This window comes from Stenotrophomonas sp. FR010 (assembly GCF_047520755.2).
GTDB classification, from domain to species: Bacteria; Pseudomonadota; Gammaproteobacteria; order Xanthomonadales; family Xanthomonadaceae; genus Stenotrophomonas; species Stenotrophomonas sepilia.
In genome coordinates, this window is sequence record NZ_JAXBQT020000011.1 from 18,511 (window position 1) to 39,617 (window position 21,107).

16 protein-coding genes and 1 pseudogene are annotated in these 21,107 nt (G+C 65.7%); 11 read left to right on the forward strand and 6 right to left on the reverse strand.

The features are described 5' to 3' along the window. Positions 1-107: 107 nt before the first annotated feature. The 3 genes and pseudogenes from ACM0PK_RS11505 (at position 108) to ACM0PK_RS11515 (ending at position 7,854) form a co-directional block, all read left to right on the forward strand. A pseudogene (locus ACM0PK_RS11505) lies at positions 108-1,253 on the forward strand (efflux RND transporter periplasmic adaptor subunit). Then, on the forward strand, positions 1,250-4,771 hold the full coding sequence (locus tag ACM0PK_RS11510) for an efflux RND transporter permease subunit (protein WP_414607723.1): 3,522 nt from the start codon (positions 1,250-1,252) through the stop codon (positions 4,769-4,771). Before ACM0PK_RS11505 ends, ACM0PK_RS11510 begins: the two are co-directional and overlap by 4 nt. Beyond that, on the forward strand, positions 4,768-7,854 hold the full coding sequence (locus tag ACM0PK_RS11515; protein ID WP_069137840.1) for an efflux RND transporter permease subunit: 3,087 nt from the start codon (positions 4,768-4,770) through the stop codon (positions 7,852-7,854). The genes ACM0PK_RS11510 and ACM0PK_RS11515 overlap by 4 nt, the downstream gene beginning before the upstream one ends. A gap of 252 nt (positions 7,855-8,106) precedes the next feature. Here the strand turns inward: ACM0PK_RS11515 and ACM0PK_RS11520 are convergent, their stop codons facing one another. From ACM0PK_RS11520 to ykgO, 6 genes are all read right to left on the reverse strand, one after another. Continuing rightward, the gene (locus tag ACM0PK_RS11520; RefSeq protein WP_088496762.1) at positions 8,107-9,327 is read right to left on the reverse strand and encodes a TraB/GumN family protein; all 1,221 of its coding nucleotides are present in this window, start codon (positions 9,325-9,327) and stop codon (positions 8,107-8,109) included. 4 nt (positions 9,328-9,331) lie between these two features. Continuing rightward, positions 9,332-9,862: a GNAT family N-acetyltransferase gene (locus ACM0PK_RS11525; RefSeq protein WP_005416225.1), complete on the reverse strand. Its 531-nt coding sequence runs from the start codon at positions 9,860-9,862 to the stop codon at positions 9,332-9,334. A gap of 14 nt (positions 9,863-9,876) precedes the next feature. Further along, the gene (locus tag ACM0PK_RS11530; protein ID WP_005416226.1) at positions 9,877-10,764 is read right to left on the reverse strand and encodes a carbon-nitrogen hydrolase; all 888 of its coding nucleotides are present in this window, start codon (positions 10,762-10,764) and stop codon (positions 9,877-9,879) included. Between the two features lie 162 nt (positions 10,765-10,926). Continuing rightward, the gene (locus ACM0PK_RS11535; protein ID WP_005416227.1) at positions 10,927-11,964 is read right to left on the reverse strand and encodes an agmatine deiminase family protein; all 1,038 of its coding nucleotides are present in this window, start codon (positions 11,962-11,964) and stop codon (positions 10,927-10,929) included. Positions 11,965-12,003: 39 nt separating this feature from the next. Beyond that, complete coding sequence (locus ACM0PK_RS11540) at positions 12,004-12,303, reverse strand: hypothetical protein (RefSeq protein WP_227837998.1); 300 nt, start codon at positions 12,301-12,303, stop codon at positions 12,004-12,006. Between the two features lie 175 nt (positions 12,304-12,478). After that, positions 12,479-12,604 carry a type B 50S ribosomal protein L36 gene (gene ykgO / locus ACM0PK_RS11545; protein ID WP_005409283.1) on the reverse strand — a complete coding sequence of 42 codons (126 nt, stop codon included), beginning with the start codon at positions 12,602-12,604 and terminating at the stop codon, positions 12,479-12,481. Between the two features lie 197 nt (positions 12,605-12,801). Here ykgO and cmk point away from each other — a divergent pair, with 197 nt between their 5' ends. From cmk to galU, 8 genes are all read left to right on the forward strand, one after another. Next, complete coding sequence (gene cmk / locus ACM0PK_RS11550) at positions 12,802-13,479, forward strand: (d)CMP kinase (RefSeq protein ID WP_414607722.1); 678 nt, start codon at positions 12,802-12,804, stop codon at positions 13,477-13,479. A 198-nt stretch (positions 13,480-13,677) separates the two neighbouring features. Then, complete coding sequence (rpsA, locus tag ACM0PK_RS11555; protein ID WP_005416230.1) at positions 13,678-15,363, forward strand: 30S ribosomal protein S1; 1,686 nt, start codon at positions 13,678-13,680, stop codon at positions 15,361-15,363. Between the two features lie 87 nt (positions 15,364-15,450). Further along, complete coding sequence (locus tag ACM0PK_RS11560) at positions 15,451-15,756, forward strand: integration host factor subunit beta (protein ID WP_005409286.1); 306 nt, start codon at positions 15,451-15,453, stop codon at positions 15,754-15,756. 77 nt (positions 15,757-15,833) lie between these two features. Continuing rightward, on the forward strand, positions 15,834-16,118 hold the full coding sequence (locus tag ACM0PK_RS11565; protein WP_061477908.1) for a LapA family protein: 285 nt from the start codon (positions 15,834-15,836) through the stop codon (positions 16,116-16,118). 6 nt (positions 16,119-16,124) lie between these two features. Then, positions 16,125-17,303 carry a lipopolysaccharide assembly protein LapB gene (gene lapB / locus ACM0PK_RS11570; protein ID WP_005416232.1) on the forward strand — a complete coding sequence of 393 codons (1,179 nt, stop codon included), beginning with the start codon at positions 16,125-16,127 and terminating at the stop codon, positions 17,301-17,303. 84 nt (positions 17,304-17,387) lie between these two features. Next, positions 17,388-18,296 carry an MraY family glycosyltransferase gene (locus tag ACM0PK_RS11575; RefSeq protein WP_414607729.1) on the forward strand — a complete coding sequence of 303 codons (909 nt, stop codon included), beginning with the start codon at positions 17,388-17,390 and terminating at the stop codon, positions 18,294-18,296. Positions 18,297-18,299: 3 nt separating this feature from the next. Beyond that, positions 18,300-20,213 carry a polysaccharide biosynthesis protein gene (locus ACM0PK_RS11580; RefSeq protein WP_414607721.1) on the forward strand — a complete coding sequence of 638 codons (1,914 nt, stop codon included), beginning with the start codon at positions 18,300-18,302 and terminating at the stop codon, positions 20,211-20,213. Then, complete coding sequence (gene galU, locus ACM0PK_RS11585; RefSeq protein WP_072168277.1) at positions 20,210-21,088, forward strand: UTP--glucose-1-phosphate uridylyltransferase GalU; 879 nt, start codon at positions 20,210-20,212, stop codon at positions 21,086-21,088. Before ACM0PK_RS11580 ends, galU begins: the two co-directional genes overlap by 4 nt. Positions 21,089-21,107 lie beyond the last annotated feature (19 nt).

Below are 21,107 nucleotides of genomic sequence, written 5' to 3' on the forward strand. Positions count from 1 at the left end.
CCGACCAGCGGCGTGAAGACACCATGACCTTTGGGATATGGTGTTACCGTGAAGTGGTGCATTACTTTGCTACCACACCTGTCCACGCATCCTCCAGGGACCCGACGATGTCGCACCCAACATTCCTGTCCGGCCGTCGCAGCGGAATCTGCGCTGCCGCACTGCTGATCTCCACCTCCCTGCTGCTGGGCGGTTGCGCCGCAGGGCCCAATTCCGAAGCCAAGGCTGCCGAGACCAAGGAGGGGAAGAAGGTCGACGCCGTCCCGGTCGAAGTGGCGGTGGCCAGCCATCGTGCCGTCGCGGCCAGCTACACCGGTACCGCTGCACTGGAGCCACGCGCCGAGTCGCAGGTGGTCGCCAAGACCTCCGGCGTAGCCCTGGCGGTGCTGGTCGAGGAAGGGCAGCGGGTCACCGCCGGCCAGCCGCTGGTGCGGCTGGACCCGGATCGTGCACGCCTGGCCGTGGCGCAGAGCGAAGCGCAGATGCGCAAGCTGGAAAACAACTACCAGCGCGCACAGAAGCTGGTCGGCCAGCAGATGGTCAGCGCGGCCGATGTCGACCAGCTGCGCTTTGATCTGGAAAACGTGCGTGCGCAGTACCGCCTGGCCACGCTGGAGCTGTCCTACACCACGGTGGTGGCACCGATCTCGGGTGTGATCGCCTCACGCTCGATCAAGACCGGCAACTTCGTGCAGATCAATACACCGATCTTCCGCATCGTCGACAACTAGCGGCTGGAGGCCACCCTCAACGTACCCGAACGTGAGCTGGCCACCCTGCGTGCCGGCCAGCCGGTGACGCTGGCGGCCGACGCACTTCCGGGCCAGAGCTTCACCGGCACCGTTGACCGCATCGCGCCGGTGGTGGACTCGGGCAGCGGCACGTTTCGCGTGGTCAGTGCCTTCGATGGCGCCGCCCACGCGCTGCAGCCCGGCATGTTCGGCCGCATCCGCATCGATTACGACCAGCGTGCCGATGCGCTGGTGGTGCCGCGCCTGGCGTTGCTCGATGACGGTGAACCTGCGGTGTTCCGCGTGCGCGAAGGCAAGGTCGCACGCGTTCCGGTCAAGCTGGGTTACGCCGAGGGCCCGTGGGTGGAGATCCGTGATGGCCTGGCGGCCGGTGATCAGGTGGTCACTGCCGGCAAGGTCGCCCTGCGCGACGGCACCACGGTGCAGGTGATTGCCGATCCGAAGGCGAAGGCGGTCGCGGCGGCGGCCAAGCCCGCAGACAAGGCCGGGAGCAAGCAATGACCGCCCCGGGCCACGACCACGGTGCCTCGCCGGCGAGCGACGGCGCCGCCGCCGGCATGCGCGGCGGCCTGGTGGAATTCGCCACGCGCCGCCGCGTGACCATCGCCATGTGCACGGTCACCCTGCTGTTGTTCGGCCTGATCGCGCTCGGCAACCTCAAGGTCAACCTGCTGCCCGACCTGAGCTACCCGACGCTGACCGTGCGCACCGAATACACCGGTGCGGCGCCGACCGAAATCGAAACCCTGATCACCCAGCCGGTTGAAGAAGCGGTGGGCGTGGTCAAGAACCTGCGCAAGCTGAAGTCGGTCTCGCGCACCGGCCAGAGCGATGTGGTGCTGGAGTTCGCCTGGGGCACCAACATGGACCAGGCCAGCCTGGAGGTGCGTGACAAGATGGAAGCGCTGAACCTGCCGCTGGAGGCCAAGGCTCCGGTGCTGCTGCGCTTCAATCCGTCCACCGAGCCGATCATGCGCCTGGTGCTGTCCAACAAGGTCGCGCCGGCCAGCGATGCCGACGCGGTCCGCGAGCTGACCGGCCTGCGCCGCTATGCCGATGAAGACCTGAAGAAGAAGCTGGAGCCGGTCACCGGCGTGGCAGCAGTGAAGGTGGGCGGTGGCCTGGAAGACGAGATCCAGGTCGACATCGACCAGCAGAAGCTGGCGCAGCTGAACCTGCCGATCGACACCGTCATCAAGCGTCTCAAGGACGAGAACATCAACATCTCCGGCGGCCGCCTGGAGGAGGGCTCCCAGCGCTTCCTGGTGCGTACCGTCAACCAGTTCGCCGACCTCGAGGAAATCCGCAACCTGCTGGTGACCACCCAGGCCGCCAATGGCAGCGCAGCCGACTCGGCGTTGCAGCAGATGTTCAACATCGCCGCGTCGACTGGTTCGGCTGCAGCCATCGCCGCCGCGTCGGCGGCACAGAGCGCATCGTCCGGTGGTGGCTCCAGCGTGGTCGCCAATGGCGTGCCGGTACGCCTGAAGGACGTGGCCACGGTGCGGCAGGGCTACAAGGAGCGTGAAGCGATCATCCGCCTGGGCGGCAAGGAATCGGTCGAGCTGGCCATCTACAAGGAAGGCGACGCCAACACCGTGTCCACCGCCGAAGCGCTGCGCAAGCGGCTGGAGCAGATCAAGGGCACGTTCCCGTCCGATGTCGAGCTGACCACCATCGAGGACCAGTCGCGCTTCATCGAGCACGCCATCGCCGACGTCAAGAAGGACGCGGTGATCGGTGGCCTGCTGGCAATCCTGATCATCTTCCTGTTCCTGCGCGATGGCTGGAGCACGTTCGTGATCAGCCTGTCGCTGCCGGTCTCGATCATCGCCACGTTCTTCTTCATGGGCCAGCTCGGCCTGAGCTTGAACGTGATGTCGCTGGGAGGCCTGGCCTTGGCCACCGGCCTGGTGGTGGATGACTCGATCGTGGTGCTGGAGAGCATCGCCAAGGCCCGCGAGCGTGGCCTGGGCATCCTGCAGGCGGCCATTGCCGGCACCCGCGAAGTGAGCATGGCGGTGGTTGCCTCAACCCTGACCACCATCGCCGTGTTCCTGCCGCTGGTGTTCGTCGACGGGATTGCCGGACAGCTGTTCCGCGACCAGGCGCTGACCGTGGCGATCGCCATCGCGATCTCGCTGCTGGTGTCGATGACCCTGATCCCGATGCTGAGCTCGCTGAAGGGGCGGCCACCGCTGGCGTTCCCGGAAGAGGCGCCGAACGAAGCGTGGCAGCCGCAGAAGCGCTGGCAGAAGCCGGTCGCGCTGGGCCGCCGTGGCGTGGTTGCCAGCGTGCGCTGGAGCTTCTATGCGCTGGCCTGGCTTGTCGTGCGCGTGTGGCGTGGCGTGGTGGCAGTGGTCGGCCCGGTGATGCGCAAGGCCAGCGACCTGGCGATGAAGCCCTATGCAGGCGCCGAGCGAGGCTACCTGCGCCTGCTGCCGAGTGCGCTGGCGCATCCCGGCAAGGTGCTGGGCGTGGCAGCCATCATCTTCGTGGCGACCATGGCGCTGGTACCGATGCTTGGCGCGGACCTGATTCCGCAGCTGGCGCAGGACCGGTTCGAAATGACGGTGAAGCTGCCGGCCGGCACGCCGCTGAAGCAGACCGATGCGCTGGTGCGCGAGCTGCAGCTGGCGCACGGCAAGGGGGAGGGCGTGGCCTCGCTGTATGGCGTCAGTGGCAGCGGCACCCGGCTGGATGCCAGTCCGACCGAAAGCGGTGAGAACATCGGCAAGCTGACTGTGGTGATGGAAGGTGGTGGCAACGCGCGCACCGAAGCAGCAATCACCGAGCGCCTGCGCGGCACCATGAGCCAGCACCCGGGCGCCCAGGTCGACTTCGCGCGGCCGGCATTGTTCAGCTTCTCCACGCCGTTGGAAATCGAACTGCGCGGGCAGGACATGGCCACCCTGGAAGTGGCCGGGCAACGCCTGGCGGCGATGCTGCGCGGCAATGCGCACTACGCCGACGTGAAATCGACGGTGGAAGAGGGCTTCCCGGAAATCCGGATCCGCTTCGACCAGGAGCGCGCGGGTGCGCTGGGCCTGACCACCCGCCAGATCGCCGACGTGGTGGTGAAGAAGGTGCGCGGCGACGTCGCCACCCGCTACAGCTTCCGTGATCGCAAGATCGACGTGCTGGTGCGTGCCCAGGAAGGTGACCGCGCCAGCGTCGAGAGCATCCGCCGGCTGATCGTCAATCCGGGCAGCAGCCGCCCGGTCACCCTGGACGCGGTGGCCGACGTGGTCGCCACCACCGGCCCCAGCGAGATCCATCGTGCCGACCAGACCCGGGTGGCGGTGGTATCGGCCAACCTGCGCGACATCGACCTTGGCGCCGCCATGCGCGAAGTGCAGCAGATGGTGGCCGAGCAGCCGCTGGGCGCGGGCGTTGGCCTGCACATCGGTGGCCAGGGCGAGGAACTGGCGCAGGCGGCGAAGTCGCTGATCTTCGCCTTTGGACTGGCGATCTTCCTGGTCTACCTGGTGATGGCCTCGCAGTTCGAGTCGCTGCTGCACCCGTTCGTGATCCTGTTCACCATCCCGCTGGCGCTGGTCGGCGCGATCCTGGCGCTGATGCTGACCGGCAAGCCCATCTCGGTGGTGGTGTTCATCGGCCTGATCCTGCTGGTCGGCCTGGTCACCAAGAACGCGATCATCCTGATCGACAAGGTCAACCAGCTGCGCGAAGCCGGCGTGGCCAAGCATGAGGCGCTGGTGGAAGGTGCGCGTTCGCGCCTGCGCCCGATCATCATGACCACGCTGTGCACGCTGTTCGGCTTCCTGCCGCTGGCGGTGGCGATGGGCGAGGGCGCCGAAGTGCGTGCACCGATGGCGATCACCGTGATCGGTGGCCTGCTGGTGTCGACGCTGCTGACGCTGCTGGTGATCCCGGTGGTGTACGACCTGATGGATCGTCGCGGCGACGCCTACTACCGTGAGCGCGGCCGCAAGCATGCCGGTGAAGGCCTGCATGGCGACGAGGGCGGCACGGCAGGCGTGGAGGAGCCGGCATGAGCGTTGCCGAGTTCTCCATCCGCCGCCCGGTCACCACCATCATGTGCTTCGTGTCGCTGGTGGTGATCGGCCTGATCGCTTCGTTCCGGCTGCCGTTGGAGGCGCTGCCGGACATCTCCGCGCCGTTCCTGTTCGTGCAGATCCCGTACACCGGTTCGACGCCCGAGGAAGTGGAGCGGACCATCATCCGCCCGGTCGAGGAGTCGCTGGCGACGATGACCGGCATCAAACGCATGCGCTCATCGGCCACCTCCGAGGCGGCGCTGATCTACATCGAGTTCAGCGACTGGGACCGCGACATCGCCATTGCCGCGTCCGACGCGCGCGAGCGTATCGATGCGATCCGCAGCGACCTGCCCGACGACCTGCAGCGCTACAACGTGTTCAAGTGGTCCAGCAGTGACCAGCCGGTACTGAAGGTGCGCCTGGCCAGCACCACCGACCTGACCACTGCCTATGACATGCTCGACCGTGAGTTCAAGCGGCGCATCGAGCGCATCCCGGGTGTGGCCCGCGTCGATATCACCGGTGCACCGCCGAACGAGGTGGAGATCGCCATCGATCCGAACCGGCTCAACGCGCATGGGTTGAGCATCAACGAGCTGAGCGAGCGCCTGCGCACGCTGAACTTCTCGATCTCGGCCGGTCAGATCGACGACAACGGCCAGCGCGTGCGCGTGCAGCCGGTGGGCGAGATCACCGACCTGCAGGAAATGCGCGACCTGGTGATCAACGCCAAGGGCCTGCGCCTGGGCGATATCGCCGACGTGCGCCTGAAGCCGGCGCGGATGAACTACGGGCGCCGTCTGGACGGCAACCCGGCGGTGGGCCTGGATATCTTCAAGGAGCGCAGTGCCAACCTGGTGGACGTCTCGCGTGCGGCGCTGGCCGAAGTCGAGGCGATCCGCGCGCAGCCGTCGATGCGCGACGTGCAGATCAAGGTGATCGACAACCAGGGCAAGGCAGTGACCTCGTCACTGCTGGAGCTGGCCGAAGCCGGTGCGGTCGGCCTGATCCTGTCGGTGACGGTGCTGTTCTTCTTCCTGCGCCATTGGCCGTCGACGCTGATGGTGACCCTGGCCATTCCAATCTGCTTCACCATCACCCTGGGCTTCATGTACTTCGTCGGGGTGACGCTGAACATCCTGACCATGATGGGCCTGCTGCTGGCCGTGGGCATGCTGGTCGACAACGCCGTGGTGGTGGTGGAGAGCATCTACCAGGAGCGCGAGCGCATGCCGGGGCAGCCACGGCTGGCCTCGATCATCGGCACCCGCAACGTGGCCATCGCGCTCAGCGCCGGTACGCTGTGCCACTGCATCGTGTTCGTGCCGAACCTGTTCGGCGAGACCAACAACATCAGCATCTTCATGGCGCAGATCGCGATCACCATCTCGGTCTCGCTGCTGGCCTCGTGGCTGGTCGCGGTCAGCCTGATTCCGATGCTGTCCGCACGCATGGCCACGCCCAAGCTGGTGCACTCGCAGACCGGCCTGATCGCGCGCCTGCAGCGGCGCTATGCGCAGCTGCTGGACTGGTCACTGCATCACCGCGGTTGGAGCCTGCTCGGCATCCTGCTGGTGGTGCTGGTCAGCCTGGTGCCGATGAAGCTGACCAAGGTCGACATGTTCGGTGGCGAGGGCGGCAAGGACATCTTCATCGGCTACATGTGGAAGGGCGCCTACACCTACCGGCAGATGTCCGAGGAAGTGGCGCGCGTGGAGAGCTGGATCGACCAGAACCGCGAGCGCCTGCACGTCAAGCAGGTGTACTCCTGGTACAGCGAGCAGGAAGGCAGCTCCACGGTGGTCACCCTGGACGAGAAGTACGCCAAGGACATCAAGGCGCTGCAGGAAGAGTTGCGCAAGGGCCTGCCGAAGTCCGCCCGCACCGACTATTTCGTCGGCAACCAGGGTGGCGATGGCGGGGGTGGCGGCAACCAGGGCGTGCAGGTGCAGCTGGTCGGCGATTCCAGCTCGATGCTGCAGGAGATCGGCCAGGAAGTGGTGCCGTTGCTGGCGCAGCGTGCCGAACTGCGGGACGTGCGCATCGACAACGGCGAGAAGGGCGGCGAGCTGAAGGTACGCGTCGACCGTGAGCGTGCCGCAGCGTTCGGCTTCAACGCCGAACAGGTGGCCAGCTTCGTCGGCCTGGCGCTGCGCGGCGCACCGATGCGCGAGTTCCGCCGCGGTGACAATGAAGTGCCGGTGTGGGTACGCTTTGCCGGCGCCGAGCAGAGCAGCCCGGAAGACCTGGCCGGTTTCAGCGTGCGTACCGGCGATGGCCGCAGCGTGCCGCTGCTGAGCCTGGTCACCGTGGACGTCGGCTCGTCAGCCACCCAGATCGGCCGCACCAACCGTCAGACGACGCTGACCATCAAGGCCAACCTGGCCGAGAAGGTCACCGCGCCGGACGGGCGCAAGGCGATCGAAGCCGTGCTCAAGCCGATGAACTTCCCGGCCGGCTACGGCTTCACCTTCGATGGCGGCGACTACGGCAACGATGATGAAGCCATGCAGCAGATGGTGTTCAACCTGCTGATCGCGCTGGTGATGATCTACGTGGTGATGGCGGCGGTGTTCGAGTCGCTGCTGTTCCCGGCGGCAATCATGAGTGGCGTGCTGTTCTCGATCTTCGGCGTGTTCTGGCTGTTCTGGATCACCGGCACCTCGTTCGGGATCATGTCCTTCATCGGCATCCTGGTGCTGATGGGCGTGGTGGTGAACAACGGCATCGTGATGATCGAGCACATCAACAACCTGCGGCGCAGCGGCATGGGCCGTACCCAGGCGCTGGTGGAAGGCTCACGCGAACGCCTGCGCCCGATCATGATGACCATGGGCACGGCGATCCTGGCGATGGTGCCGATCTCGCTGACCGACACGCAGATGTTCGGCAATGGCCCGGAGTACTCGCCGATGGCGCGTGCGATTGCCGGCGGCCTGGCGTTCTCGACCGTGGTCAGCCTGCTGTTCCTGCCGACGATCTACGCGGTGCTCGATGACCTGCGTAATGCCGTGACGCGCCTGATCCGCCGTGCGCGTGGAGTGGAAATGGTAGAGCCGGGCGCTGCCCGGCTGTAACGCACGTCAACGTGTTGTGGTGTGGGGGAGGCCGGTCGTAGTGGGGCGGTCTCCCCCTTTTTTTGCTCGCCGCGTCTGCTTGCCTCTGTAGAGCCGAAGGCAGCGGCAGGAGCCGCTGCCAACGTCGCTTGCGACGGCCCGGAGGGTGTCGGCCAGGACGGCCGGCATAGCCATGCTCGGCTGCTGTTCGCCGCGTTGCGGCATCGCCCGGGCATGGGCTCGGGCGCTACAGATTCTGTGGCCGGTTGAGGCTTACCCCGCCACCTTGCCCCACACCTTGAACGTGGTCAGCCACAGGCCTAGCATGCTGCCGATGTTGGTCAGCATGAAGGTCAGCACCACGCGGGTAACGCGATTGCGGTACCAGCCCTTCAGGCTCTGCGCATCGTCGCGCAGCTTCAGGAAGTCCTCGTAGGCTGGCTTGCGCACACGCGCTTCCACCAGTGCCGAGAAGGCGCCGGTCGGGATGCTCAGGCGGAACGGCTTGAACGGGGCCACCGCGATCGCGGTGAGGATGCTCAGCGGGTGACCGCCGGCCAAGAGGCAGCCCAGGCCGGCCAGGCCGCCGGTATACATCGCCCAGGTTGCCAGCAGCTCGGTGCCTACGCCCAGGCCGCCGCGGTAGAAGCCTACGCCGATGCCGGTCGCCACGATCGCCAGGATGCCCAGCGTGAACCACGGGATGTTGCGCTTCTTCGGTACCGCCTCCAGCTCGGCGCGCAGCGGCGCCGGTGCCTCGGTGTCGGTTTCCAGGTGGCGTGCCAGACCCGCCAGGTGGCCGGCTCCGACCACTGCCAGCACTTCGCGCTGGTGCGGGTCGTGTTCTTCGCGCAGGCGGGTGGCCATGTAGCGGTCGCGCTCGCCGATGATGGTTTCGTACAGCGCCGGGCTCTCGCTGGCGAACTCACCGAAGCTCGATTCCAGCATGTCGCCCTGTTTGAGCTTCTCGATCTCGTTCTCGCCCACTTCCTCGGACGAGAACAGGCCGGCGCCGAGGCCGGCAACCAGCTTCAGCTTGCCGAAGAAGCCCAGCCGTTGCGACGCGCGGCGGAAGGTCAGGCCAACCTCGCGGTCGATCAGGTGCACCGGCAGGTTGCGTTCGCGGGCGAGTTCCACCGCACGTTTCAGCTCGGCACCGGGCTCGATGTCGAGTTGCTCGGCCAGGCGGCGCTGATAGGCGGACAGAGCCAGGTTGGCGGCGAACAGGGCGACGCGGCCCTTGCGGATCACCTCGACCAGGTCGAGCTTGGCGAGTGTGTCGGGGTCGCTCAGCGCCTGCAGGCGCTGCGGGTCCAGCTCGACGGCAACGGCATCGAAGCGGCCGCTGTCGATGGCTTTTTCAACGGCCTCGACGCTGGCGCGGGAGACGTGGGCGGTGCCCAGCAGGGTGTAGCGCACGCCGTCGCGTTCGACGACGCGCACCGGCTGGCCGGCGAACAGGTCGTCGCCGGTCTCGGGAAGGGTTTCGGTCATGGGTTCATTCATTGGAGGGTGCGGTGTCGGCGCCATCGCCGAGCGCGCGCTGCATCTGTACGGTGTCCAGCCAGCGGCCATGCTTGCGGCCGAGGCCACGGAACACGCCCACCAGCTCGAATCCGAAGCGTTCGTGCAGCTTGATCGAGGCGGTGTTGGTCGGTTCGCCGATCACCGCCACCATCTGCCGGTAGCCACGTGCCACGCAGGCGTCGATCAAGGCCTGCAGCAGGCCGGTGCCGACACCCTTGCCCTGGAACGCGGCATCGACGTAGACCGAGTTCTCCACGGTCCACTGGTAGGCAATGCGGGTGCGATAGGTGTTGGCATAGGCATAGCCAGCCACCTGACCGTCGATCTCGGCGACCAGGTAGGGGAAGCCACGATCAATGATGTCGCGCATGCGGCGCAGCATCTCGGTCGCGTCCGGGATGTCGTACTCGTAGGTGTTGACGAAATCGGTCACTTCCACCGCGTAGATGGCGGTGATCGCGTCGATGTCGGCCGGGCCGGCATCACGGATGAGGACGGCCATGCGCGGGCTCCGGCTCAGTCGATGTAGCGCTTGAGCAGGTCGCCGTATGCATCGATGCGGCGATCGCGCAGGAACGGCCAGATGCGCCGCACATGCTCGCTGCGCTGCAGGTCGACGTCGCACAGCAGCACGGTGGCCTCGGTGCCGGCCTCGGCCAGGAACTCGCCCTGCGGGCCGAGCACGTGGCTGTTGCCCCAGAACTGGATGCCCGACGCGCCCAGCGGCGACGCCTCGTGGCCGACGCGGTTGCAGCTCAGCACCGGCAGGCCGTTGGCCACGGCGTGGCCACGGTGGCTCAGCACCCAGGCGTCGCGCTGGCGGGTCTTCTCGTCCTGCACGTCGTCCGGGTCCCAGCCGATCGCGGTCGGGTACAGCAGCAGCTCGGCGCCGGCCAGCGCCATCAGGCGCGCCGCTTCCGGGTACCACTGGTCCCAGCACACCAGCACGCCCAGGCGGCCCACCGAAGTGTCGATCGGCTTGAAGCCGATGTCGCCCGGGGTGAAGTAGAACTTCTCGTAGAAGCCCGGGTCGTCCGGGATGTGCATCTTGCGGTACTTGCCGAGCAGGCTGCCGTCCTTTTCAAACACCACCGCGGTGTTGTGGTACAGGCCGGCAGCGCGGCGCTCGAACAGCGAGCCGACCAGCACCACGCCATGCTTCTTCGCCAGTGCGCCCAGGCGCTCGGTGCTTGGGCCCGGAATGGATTCGGCCAGGTCGAATTCGTCCACCGATTCGTGCTGGCAGAAATACGGGCCGTTGTGCAGTTCCTGCAGCAGCACCAGCTTGGCACCCTGCGCAGCCGCCTCGGCCACGCGTGCTTCGATCACCGCCAGGTTGGCGGCGGCATCACCGTGGTTGCGCTCCTGGATCAGGGCGACGGTAAGGGGGCTGCGCGAGTTCATGCGGGGCGTTCCTGCGGGGGAAAACCTGCATGTTAGCGCGGATGGGCGGCGACGGCGTGTTGCGCGCTGAATGGGTGATGGTCGTGCCGGCCGCTGGCCGGCATCCCCATCAATCCGTCAGGCATTGCCTGGTTGCCGGCCAGCGGCCGGCACTCCCTTTTCTCAGACCTTCAACAACCCGGCCGGCAGCTGCATGGTGATGCAGTGCAGGCTGCCGTTCTGCCAGATCAGCGAGCGGCAAGGCACCTGCACGATCTCGCGACCCGGATGCGCCTGGGCCAGCACATCACGGGCCAGGTCGTCGGCCGGGTCGCCATAGGCCGGCATCAGCACCGCGCCGTTGACGATCAGGTAGTTGGCGTACGACGCAGCAAGACGGCGGCCTTCGTCGATCACCGGCCGCGCCCACGGCAGCGGGAACAGGCGATACGGCTGGCCGTCCTTGGTGCGCAGCGCGGCCAGCTCATTGCCCATCGCCTGCAGCTCGGCGTAGTGCGAATCGCTCTCGTCGTCGCAGGCCTGGTAGACGATGCTGTCAGCGGAGGCGAAGCGGGCGAGGGTGTCGATGTGGGCGTCGGTGTCGTCGCCTTCCAGGTAGCCGTGGTCCAGCCACAGCACGCGGTCCTGCTGCAGCCAGTCGGCCAGGTCGGCGCTCAGGCTGGCGCGGTCGCGGTCCGGGTGGCGTTCGTGCAGGCACTTCCAGGTGGTCAGCAGGGTGCCTTCGCCGTCGGTTTCGATGCCACCGCCTTCCAACGCGAACGGAATGCTGCGCACCGGGGCGTCGTTGAACACGCCAGCCTGGTCGAGCACGCCCACCAGCTGGTCATCCAGGGTGGCGTCGAACTTGCCGCCCCAGCCAGTGAAGCGGAAGTCCAGAAGCTGGAAACCGCCGTCGGCGCGGCGCAGCGTGATCGGGCCGGAGTCGCGCAGCCAGGTATCGTCGTAGGCGGCCGTGGTGAAGTGGACCTTGTCCATGTCGATGCGGTTGGAGCGCAGCCGCATTTCGGCATAGGTCTCCACATCGTCGTCGGCCACGCAGATCAGCACCGGCTGGAAGCGGGTGATGGCCGCGACCAGGGCGATGTAGGTCTCTTCCACCTGGCCCAGGCGGTCGGCCCAGTCGGTGTCGGCGGTGGGCCAGGCAATCAGGACGCCGCTCTGGGCTTCCCACTCGGCAGGAAAACGAAGGGTCTGGTTCATGGTCTCGCTACACAGGCCCGCCCAGGGCGGGTAAAGGGATCAACGGATCGGTGGTTTCGGGCCGATTTCGTTCGGGTCCGCCTGGTTGGCCACCACGTCGATCACCTTCTGCTTCTCGAAGTAGACGGTGAACTGCGGGTACACCCAGCGGTTGATGGTCGGCCACTGCCGCTTCTGCCCGCCACGCGGCTGCAGTTGTTCGCTGGGCGCGCCGAACTGCGCCTGCACCTGCTGCATGCTCTGGCCGCGCACGGGCAGGGCACCGGCCGGCTTCTCGCGGGCACGGTCGACAAGCAGGGTATCGGCCAGTGCCGGTGTGGCGGCGGCCAGGGTGGCCATTACGGCCAGGGCGGACAGGTAACGCTTCATCTCGATCTACTCCCCAGTGGTCAAGAAAGGCGATTACAGCAAAAACGGCAGGAAAAAGCCGCATAAACAAAAAACCGCCCGAAGGCGGTTTCTTGCATCGGGTCGGCCCCGCGTAGGGCCAGCCGCAGCCGGAAGGCTGTGAGGCTTAGCGCTGACGCGCCTTGAAACGCGGGTTCGACTTGCAGATGACGAAGATCTTGCCACGACGACGCACGACCTTGCAGTCACGGTGACGGGCCTTCGCCGACTTCAGGGAGGACAGGACTTTCATGGCATACCTCGGCGTAAACAGTAGTTGTTCGGGTGGAGCGTGGCCGCGATATGCGAAAGACAATCGGCAGTTGACGCTCGTTCAAGCCCGCCATTCTACCGGGCTTTTCCTCATGGTTTCAAGTGGTTGCACAAAAGATCCCGCTGGGGGCGTCTGGCAGGGGCTAGAATGGCCTCTTCACACGCTCTGGGACCCCCATGAATCCACTCGCTCCCGTCCTGACCATCGACGGCCCATCCGGGGCCGGCAAGGGTACCATCAGCCGCATCATCGCGCGCAGGCTGGGCTGGCATTACCTGGATTCGGGCGCGCTGTACCGGGCGGTGGGCGTGGCCGCAAGCTGGGCCGACATCGACACCTCCGACGCCTCCGCGCTGGTCCGCTGCACCTTTGACACTCACGTTCAGTTTGTCGAGCAGGGCGATGCCATGCGAGTCATGGTCAACGGCACCGATGCCACCGACGAGCTGCGCCTGGAGACCACCGGGGCGCTGGCCTCGGCCATTGCCGCCATCCCGGAGGTCCGGGCCGCCTTGAAGGAGCGGCAGCGCGCATTCAGGGAACTGCCAGGCCTGGTCGCCGACGGCCGCGACATGGGCACGGTGATCTTTCCGGACGCCCCCTACAAGGTCTTCCTGACCGCCAGTGCCGAGGAGCGCGCCGAGCGCCGGCATAAGCAGTTGAAAGACAAGGGGGTTTCTGTTAACTTTGATGACCTCTTGCGCGAGATCATGGCCCGCGACGCCCGTGATGCTCAGCGTACCGTGGCGCCCCTGAAGCCGGCAGACGATGCTGTCCTCATCGACTCCACAGGCATCGGCATCGATGATGTCGTTGCCCGAGTGATGGATCTGCTTCCGGTTCCGGCTGCCTGATCCGTTCGCGCGGGAGCACTGCCAGCCGCATCGGCAGTGGTCGCGCATAGCAGTGCTGTACCAGCCCCGTCGCGCAATGATGCGTGGCGGTTTTCCTACTACACACGACCTGCGTTTCCGGGGTCGACCAACAGGCGGGCGGTCGCCATTCCCCTGAAGGGGACGCCACCGACCCATGTGTCCAACAGAGTAAATCTAATGACCGAATCATTTGCCGAACTGTTTGAAGCCAGCCAGGCCAACCTGGCCAAGCTGAAGCCGGGCGCCATCGTCAGCGGTACCGTTGTTGAAGTCCGCGGCGACGTCGTGGTGATCAACGCTGGCCTGAAGTCCGAAGGCATCGTGCCGATCGAACAGTTCCGTAACGACGCTGGCGAAATCGACGTCGCCGAAGGCGACATCGTCAAGGTCGCCCTCGACTCGATCGAGAACGGCTTCGGCGAAACCGTCCTGTCGCGCGAGAAGGCCAAGCGCGCGATGGTGTGGGACGAGCTGGAAGAAGCGTTGGAGAAGAACGAAACCATCACCGGCCGCATCAGCGGCAAGGTCAAGGGTGGTTTCACCGTGGACATCAAGGATGTCCGCGCCTTCCTGCCGGGTTCCCTGGTCGATGTGCGCCCGGTGCGCGATCCGGCCTACCTGGAAGGCAAGGAACTCGAGTTCAAGCTCATCAAGCTGGACCGCAAGCGTAACAACGTCGTGGTCTCGCGCCGCGCTGTCGTCGAAAGCGAGCACTCGGAAGAGCGCGAGCAGCTGATGGACAAGCTGCAGGAAGGCGCGATCCTGAAGGGTGTCGTCAAGAACCTGACCGATTACGGCGCGTTCGTGGATCTGGGCGGTATCGACGGCCTGCTGCACATTACCGACATGGCGTGGAAGCGCGTGCGTCACCCGTCGGAAGTCGTGAACGTCGGCGACGAGCTGGACGTCCGCGTGCTGAAGTTCGACCGCGAGCGCAACCGCGTTTCGCTGGGCCTGAAGCAGCTGGGCGAGGATCCGTGGGACAACATCGGCCGTCGTTACCCGGCCAACAGCCGCGTCTTCGGCAAGGTCTCCAACGTCACCGATTACGGTGCGTTCGTTGAGATCGAGCCGGGCGTCGAAGGCCTGGTGCACGTCTCCGAGATGGATTGGACCAACAAGAACGTCAACCCGTCCAAGGTTGTCCAGGTGGGTGATGAAGTCGAAGTGATGGTGCTGGACGTCGATGAAGAGCGTCGCCGCATCTCGCTGGGCATGAAGCAGGTTGCCGCCAATCCGTGGGAAACCTTCGCTGCCACCCACAAGAAGGGTGACAAGGTGTCGGGCCAGATCAAGTCGATCACCGACTTCGGCATCTTCATCGGCCTGGACGGCGGCATCGACGGCCTGGTCCACCTGTCCGACATCAGCTGGAACACCACCGGCGAAGACGTCGTTCGCAACTTCAAGAAGGGCGATACCCTGGACGCCGTCGTCCTGGCCGTCGATCCGGAGCGCGAGCGCATATCCCTGGGCGTGAAGCAGCTGGAGCAGGATCCGTTCGGCCAGTACATGGCTGCCAATCCGAAGGGCTCCAAGGTCGAAGGCGTGGTGAAGGAAGTCGACGCCAAGGGCGCGATCATCGAGCTGGCTGACGGCATCGAAGGTTACGTCTCGGCCCGCGACATCGCCAACGAGCGCGTTGACGACGCCACCCAGCACCTGAAGGTCGGCGACAAGGTCGAAGCCAAGTTCGTGGGCATGGACCGCAAGGGCCGTACCCTGCAGCTGTCGATCAAGGCCAAGGACGACGCTGAAATGCGCGAAGTGCTGGAGGAATACCAGTCCTCTTCGGCTTCCAGCGGCACCACCCAGCTGGGCGCGCTGCTGCGTGCACAGCTGAACGGCAACAAGTCCGAGTAATCGGCCTTAGGCTGTTTGATGTTTCCTGGACGGCCCGGGCATTGCCCGGGCCGTTTCAGGCTGAGATGCCCCTGATGTGAGCCGGTAATGACCAAATCCGAACTGATCGAAATCCTTGCGCGCCGCCAGGCGCACCTGAAGGCCGATGATGTCGATCTGGCGGTGAAGTCGTTGCTGGAAATGATGGGCGGATCGCTGTCCGCCGGGGATCGCATCGAAATCCGTGGATTTGGCAGCTTCTCGCTGCACTATCGTCCGCCGCGCCTGGGTCGCAACCCGAAGACCGGCGAATCGGTTGCCCTGCCGGGCAAGCATGTCCCCCATTTCAAGCCGGGCAAGGAACTGCGCGAGCGGGTCAGCAGTGTGCTGCCGCTGGACGCCGATCCGGCCTGAGCCTGCCGTCGCGCCACCGCGTGCGAATCCAGCCGCGAGTCGGATAAGCTACGGACTCCTGCCACTGGAGCTGTCGCATGAAGGTTTTTCGTCTGCTGGTCCTGCTGGCGGTACTCATTCTTGGGTTGATCATCGGTGCCATGAACATGGACGAGATGACTATCAACCTTGTTTTCACCCAACTGAAGACCTCGGTCGGCGTGGCAATCATTGCCGCATTGCTGATCGGCGTCATCGTCGGTGCTGGCCTGGTGCTGGTGAGCGTGGTCATTCCGCTCTACGGCCAGCTGCGTCGCGCCAACAAGTCCGCTGCCGCTTCGCCGGCACCGGTTGCTTCCCCCCAATCTTTTGATGGACGTTGATCGAAGATGGATTTCGTCACCGAGTGGTTCTGGTTCTTCCTGTTCGTACCGCTGGCCGCACTGGCCGGCTGGGTGATCGGGCGGCGTGGTGGCCAACGCCACGGTGACAGCCAGGTCAGCCGCCTGTCGAGCACCTATTTCCGTGGCCTGAACTACCTGCTCAACGAGCAGCCGGACAAGGCCATCGAGCTGTTCCTGCACATCGCCGAGCTGGACAAGGAAACCTTCGAGACCCAGGTCGCGCTGGGCCATCTGTTCCGCCGTCGTGGCGAGGTCGACCGCGCCATCCGCCTGCACCAGGGCCTGGTCAATCGCCATGACCTGAGTGACGCACAACGCGTGCAGGCCCTGCTGGCCCTGGGCGAAGACTACATGAAGTCCGGCCTGCTGGACCGTGCCGAGACCGTGTTCACCGAGCTGGCCCAGCTGGATCAGCGCGCACCGCAGGCGCTCAAGCACCTGATCGGCATCTACCAGGCCGAGCGTGACTGGGAAAAGGCGATCGACAACGCCACCCGTTTCGAGGATGTCACCGGCGAGCCGATGGGCAAGCTGATCGGGCAGTTCGAGTGCGAACTGGCCGAGCGATTCCGTGGCGCCGGCAAGCTGGAAGAGGCGAGGGCAGCGATCGCCCGCGCCTATCAGGCCGACGCGATGTCGGTGCGCGCCGGCATCATCGAGGGCCGGTTGGAAACCGACGCAGGCAATCCTGAGGCCGCCGTGCGCGCCTTCGAGCGCGCCGCGCGCAACGATCCCGAATACCTGCCGGAACTGCTGCCGGCGTTGATGCAGAACTATCGCAAGGTGGGCGATCTGGCAGGTGCGCGCGCGTTCCTGTCGGAGATGACCGAGCATTACCGTGGCATTGCCCCGGTGCTGGCGCTGACCCGGCTGATGGAGGAGCAGGAAGGCGTGGCCCCGGCGCGTGCCTACCTCGGCCGCCAGCTGAAGGATCGCCCGTCGGTGCGTGGCGAGTCCGCGCTGATCGACCTCACCCTCGCCGAGGGCGCCGATTCCACCGCCACCCTGCATGACCTCAAGCACATCACTGACCAGCTGCTGGTGCGTAACCCGGCCTATCGCTGCACCCGCTGCGGCTTCGGTGCGCGTACCCACCACTGGCAGTGCCCGAGCTGCAAGGAGTGGGGAACGGTCAAGCCACTGCTGAACTACGCGGTGCTCTGATCCATGCCCTGGCTTGTGATGGGCGCGCTGCTGGGGCTCGCCCTGCTGAGTGCGGTGCTGACCTGGGCTGCACGTGGCTAGGCGCTGCGCCAGCAGTTGATGGACCAGCCCGGCGAACGCCGCAGCCATAGCGTCGCTACACCGCGCGGTGGCGGCATCGCCATCGTCATCAGCCTGCTGGTGACTGCAGCCGTGGCCATCTGGGCCTGGCCCGAGAGCACGCCGACAGTGCTGGTGGCCAGCCTTGGGCTAGTGCTGGTGGCCGGTATTGGCTGGTGGGACGACCACAGGCCCCTGCCGGCGATGCGTCGCCTGCTGGTGCATTTCATCGCCGCGGCGCTGCTGGCCGGCCTGGTGAAGGTGAATGGCGGCAGCTGGCTGTTGGCGGCGCTGGTGCTGCTGTTCACCGCCTCACTGATCAACATCTGGAATTTCATGGACGGCATCAACGGCATTGCCGCCAGCCAGGCCGTCGTGGCGATGCTGGGGCTGGCGCCGGTGCTGCCGTGGCCGTACTCGCTGGCTGCCGTGGCCCTGGGCCTGGCCTGCCTTGGATTCCTGCCGTTCAACTTCCCTCGGGCCCGGATCTTCATGGGCGATGTCGGAAGCGGCGCGTTGGGGTACGCGGTCGCAGCGGTGCTGGCGCTCGCCAGCGTGCGTACCGATATCAACTGGATCCTGCTGCTGGTCCCGGTTTCGCCGTTCCTCGTGGACGCGGGCTTCACACTGCTGGCGCGCATCATTTCGGGACAACGCTGGATGGAACCCCATACCCAGCACGTCTACCAGCGCGCGGTGCAGGCAGGAGCCAGTCACCCCCAGGTGACAGGGATGTACTTTGCTTTGGGCCTGTTCAGTATTACAGTGTTCAATGTCTGCTCCAACTTGCAGCCGAGGTGGGAGGCTGCCGTGGCGATCGCGTGGTTCACCGCGCTGAGCGTCCTCTGGCTCCTCCTGCGCAATGGAATGCGCTACCGACAAGGAAATACCTGACTTATGGCTTCACCCTGGCGGGACAGAATCCTCGGCCTGATGCCGCGTTCGGCCATCGTCTGCCACGACCTCTTCATGGTCTGGGCATGCTGGCGGTTGCTCCATGCAGGGCGTTACTCGATCCTGCCCAACGCTCCGGCGCTGCCCCTGTGGAACGTCGATACCACCCTGGTGCTGCTGCTGCAGGGCCTGGTGTTCTGGCGCGTGGGCCTGTATCGCGGGCTATGGCGGTTCGCCAGCGTCAGCGACCTGCTGAACATCTTCAAGGCCAGCTTCATCGGCATGGTCGCCATCGTCCTGGTGCTGATGTGGAAGCGCTTCGACGGCGTGCCGATGTCGGTGCTGGTGATCTACCCGTTCGCGCTGTCGGCCCTGCTGGGCGCACCGCGCCTGCTGTACCGGGCCTGGAAGGATTACCAGGCACTGCAGTCCGATTCCAGCGCCCGCCGCGTGCTGATCCTCGGCGCTGGCCAGGCGGCGGAAACACTGGTGCGCGACCTGCGTCGTTCCGGCAACTTCGAGCCGGTCGGCCTGCTCGACGATGCACCGCACCTGCGGGGTGCCAAGCTGCAGGGCCTGCCGATCCTCGGCACCCTGGATGACGCCCCGACGGTGGTCCGCGAGACCGCTGCCAAGCTGCTGGTCATTGCCATGCCGTCACTGGACGCCGCAGGCATGCAGCGCGTTGTCGCGATCTGCGAAAGCACCGGTGTGCCGTTCCGTACCGTGCCCAAGCTCAGCGACATCCTGCAGGGCCAGTCGCTACCGGGCCAGCTGAAGGAAGTGGCGATCGAGGACCTGCTGGGCCGCAAGCCGATCATGCCGGACTGGAACCTGATCCGCGGCTGGTTGGGTGGGCGCACTGTGATGGTCACCGGCGCCGGTGGTTCGATCGGCTCGGAGCTGTGCCGCCAGTGCGCGCGGCATGGTGCCGGTCGCATCATCCTGCTGGAGATCAGCGAGCTGCTGTTGCTGACCATCGAAGGCGAGCTGCGGCGCAGCTTCCCCGATGTCGAGATCGAGGCGGTGCTGGGCGACTGTGGCGACCCTGCCGTGATCCGCCACGCGCTGTCGCTGCACCCGGTCGATACCGCCTTCCATGCCGCCGCCTACAAGCACGTGCCCGTGCTGGAGCGGCAGCTGCGCGAAGCGGTGCGCAACAACATCCTGGCGACCGAGAACGTCGCCCGCGCGTGCCTGGAAGCCCGCGTGGAGCATTTCGTGTTCATTTCCACGGACAAGGCGGTCGACCCGGTCAATGCGCTGGGTGCGAGCAAGCGCTACGCCGAGATGATCTGCCAGAGCCTGGACCAGAAGTCCACGCACACCCGTTTCGTCACGGTGCGCTTCGGCAACGTGCTGGCGTCGGCCGGCAGCGTGGTGCCGCTGTTCCGCGAGCAGATCCTGCGCGGTGGTCCGGTCACGGTCACCGACCCGGAAGTCAGCCGTTACTTCATGACCATCCCCGAGGCCTGCCAGCTGATCCTGCAGGCGGCCGCGTCGGCGTCGCATGGTGCGATCTACACCCTGGACATGGGCGAGCCGGTGCCGATCCGTGTGCTGGCCGAGCAGATGATCCGCCTGACCGGCAAGCAGCCGTACAAGGACATCCAGATCATCTACACCGGCCTGCGCCCGGGCGAGAAACTGCACGAGACCCTGTTCTATTCGGACGAAGACTACCGTTCGACCGCGCACCCGAAGATTCTCGAGGCCGGCGTGCGTACGTTCTCGCGCGACCTGGTGCTGGGCAATGTTCCGCGCCTGCGTGAGGCGATTGCCAGCTACGACACTGCCAGCATCCAGGAAATCCTGTTTGCGACGATGCCGGAATTCTCGCCAATCGAACAGGATGCTTACATTTCATCCGCTAAAGTCGTGCCCTTTCCGGCACGTGAGGCAAACAGGCACCAATGAGCAAGCGAATTCGCAAGGCAGTTTTCCCGGTGGCAGGACTGGGAACGCGTTTTTTGCCAGCAACCAAGACTGTGCCGAAGGAGATGCTGCCGATCATTGATCGGCCGCTGATCCAGTACGCCGTTGATGAAGCCATCGAAGCCGGCTGCGACACGCTGGTGTTCATCACCAACCGCTACAAGCACGCGGTCGCCGATTATTTCGACAAGGCCTACGAGCTGGAGCAGAAGCTCGAGCGCGCCGGCAAGCAGGAGCAGCTGGAGCTGATCCGGCATGTGCTGCCCAATGGCGTGCGCGCGATCTTCGTGACCCAGGCCGAGGCGCTGGGCCTCGGGCACGCAGTACTGTGTGCCAAGGCTGTGATCGGTGACGAGCCGTTCGCGGTGCTGCTGCCCGACGATCTGATCTGGAATCGCGGTGCCGGTGCGCTGAAGCAGATGGCCGACCTCAATGAGGCCAGCGGTGCCAGCGTTATCGCGGTCGAAGACGTGCCGCACGAAAAGACCGCCAGCTACGGCATCGTCGCCACTGAGGCGTTCGATGGCCGCAAGGGCCGCATTTCGCAGATCGTCGAGAAGCCGAAGCCGGAGGACGCGCCGAGTGACCTGGCAGTGGTCGGCCGCTACGTGCTGAGCCCGAAGATCTTCGAGCTGCTGGAACAGACCCGGACTGGTGCCGGCGGTGAGATCCAGCTGACCGATGCGATTGCCGAGCTGCTGAAGACCGAAGAAGTCGATGCCTATCGTTTCGAGGGCACCCGCTTCGACTGCGGTACGCACCTGGGTCTGGTGGAGGCGACGATCCGCTTCGCGCTGGACAACCCGAAGCTGGCCGGCCCGGCGCGGGAGAAGCTGGCGGCGATGCTGGCGGAATAAGGGTTCTATCAAGCGCTCC

Excerpts from the sequence above, each read along its gene's own strand:
- ACM0PK_RS11510 (WP_414607723.1), top strand. The coding sequence starts at position 1,250 with ATGACCGCCCCGGGCCACGACCACGGTGCCTCGCCGGCGAGCGACGGC.
- ACM0PK_RS11515 (WP_069137840.1), top strand. The coding sequence starts at position 4,768 with ATGAGCGTTGCCGAGTTCTCCATCCGCCGCCCGGTCACCACCATCATG.
- ACM0PK_RS11520 (WP_088496762.1), bottom strand. The coding sequence starts at position 9,327 with ATGACCGAAACCCTTCCCGAGACCGGCGACGACCTGTTCGCCGGCCAG.
- ACM0PK_RS11525 (WP_005416225.1), bottom strand. The coding sequence starts at position 9,862 with ATGGCCGTCCTCATCCGTGATGCCGGCCCGGCCGACATCGACGCGATC.
- ACM0PK_RS11530 (WP_005416226.1), bottom strand. The coding sequence starts at position 10,764 with ATGAACTCGCGCAGCCCCCTTACCGTCGCCCTGATCCAGGAGCGCAAC.
- ACM0PK_RS11535 (WP_005416227.1), bottom strand. The coding sequence starts at position 11,964 with ATGAACCAGACCCTTCGTTTTCCTGCCGAGTGGGAAGCCCAGAGCGGC.
- ACM0PK_RS11540 (WP_227837998.1), bottom strand. The coding sequence starts at position 12,303 with ATGGCCACCCTGGCCGCCGCCACACCGGCACTGGCCGATACCCTGCTT.
- ykgO (WP_005409283.1), bottom strand. The coding sequence starts at position 12,604 with ATGAAAGTCCTGTCCTCCCTGAAGTCGGCGAAGGCCCGTCACCGTGAC.
- cmk (WP_414607722.1), top strand. The coding sequence starts at position 12,802 with ATGAATCCACTCGCTCCCGTCCTGACCATCGACGGCCCATCCGGGGCC.
- rpsA (WP_005416230.1), top strand. The coding sequence starts at position 13,678 with ATGACCGAATCATTTGCCGAACTGTTTGAAGCCAGCCAGGCCAACCTG.
- ACM0PK_RS11560 (WP_005409286.1), top strand. The coding sequence starts at position 15,451 with ATGACCAAATCCGAACTGATCGAAATCCTTGCGCGCCGCCAGGCGCAC.
- ACM0PK_RS11565 (WP_061477908.1), top strand. The coding sequence starts at position 15,834 with ATGAAGGTTTTTCGTCTGCTGGTCCTGCTGGCGGTACTCATTCTTGGG.
- lapB (WP_005416232.1), top strand. The coding sequence starts at position 16,125 with ATGGATTTCGTCACCGAGTGGTTCTGGTTCTTCCTGTTCGTACCGCTG.
- ACM0PK_RS11580 (WP_414607721.1), top strand. The coding sequence starts at position 18,300 with ATGGCTTCACCCTGGCGGGACAGAATCCTCGGCCTGATGCCGCGTTCG.
- galU (WP_072168277.1), top strand. The coding sequence starts at position 20,210 with ATGAGCAAGCGAATTCGCAAGGCAGTTTTCCCGGTGGCAGGACTGGGA.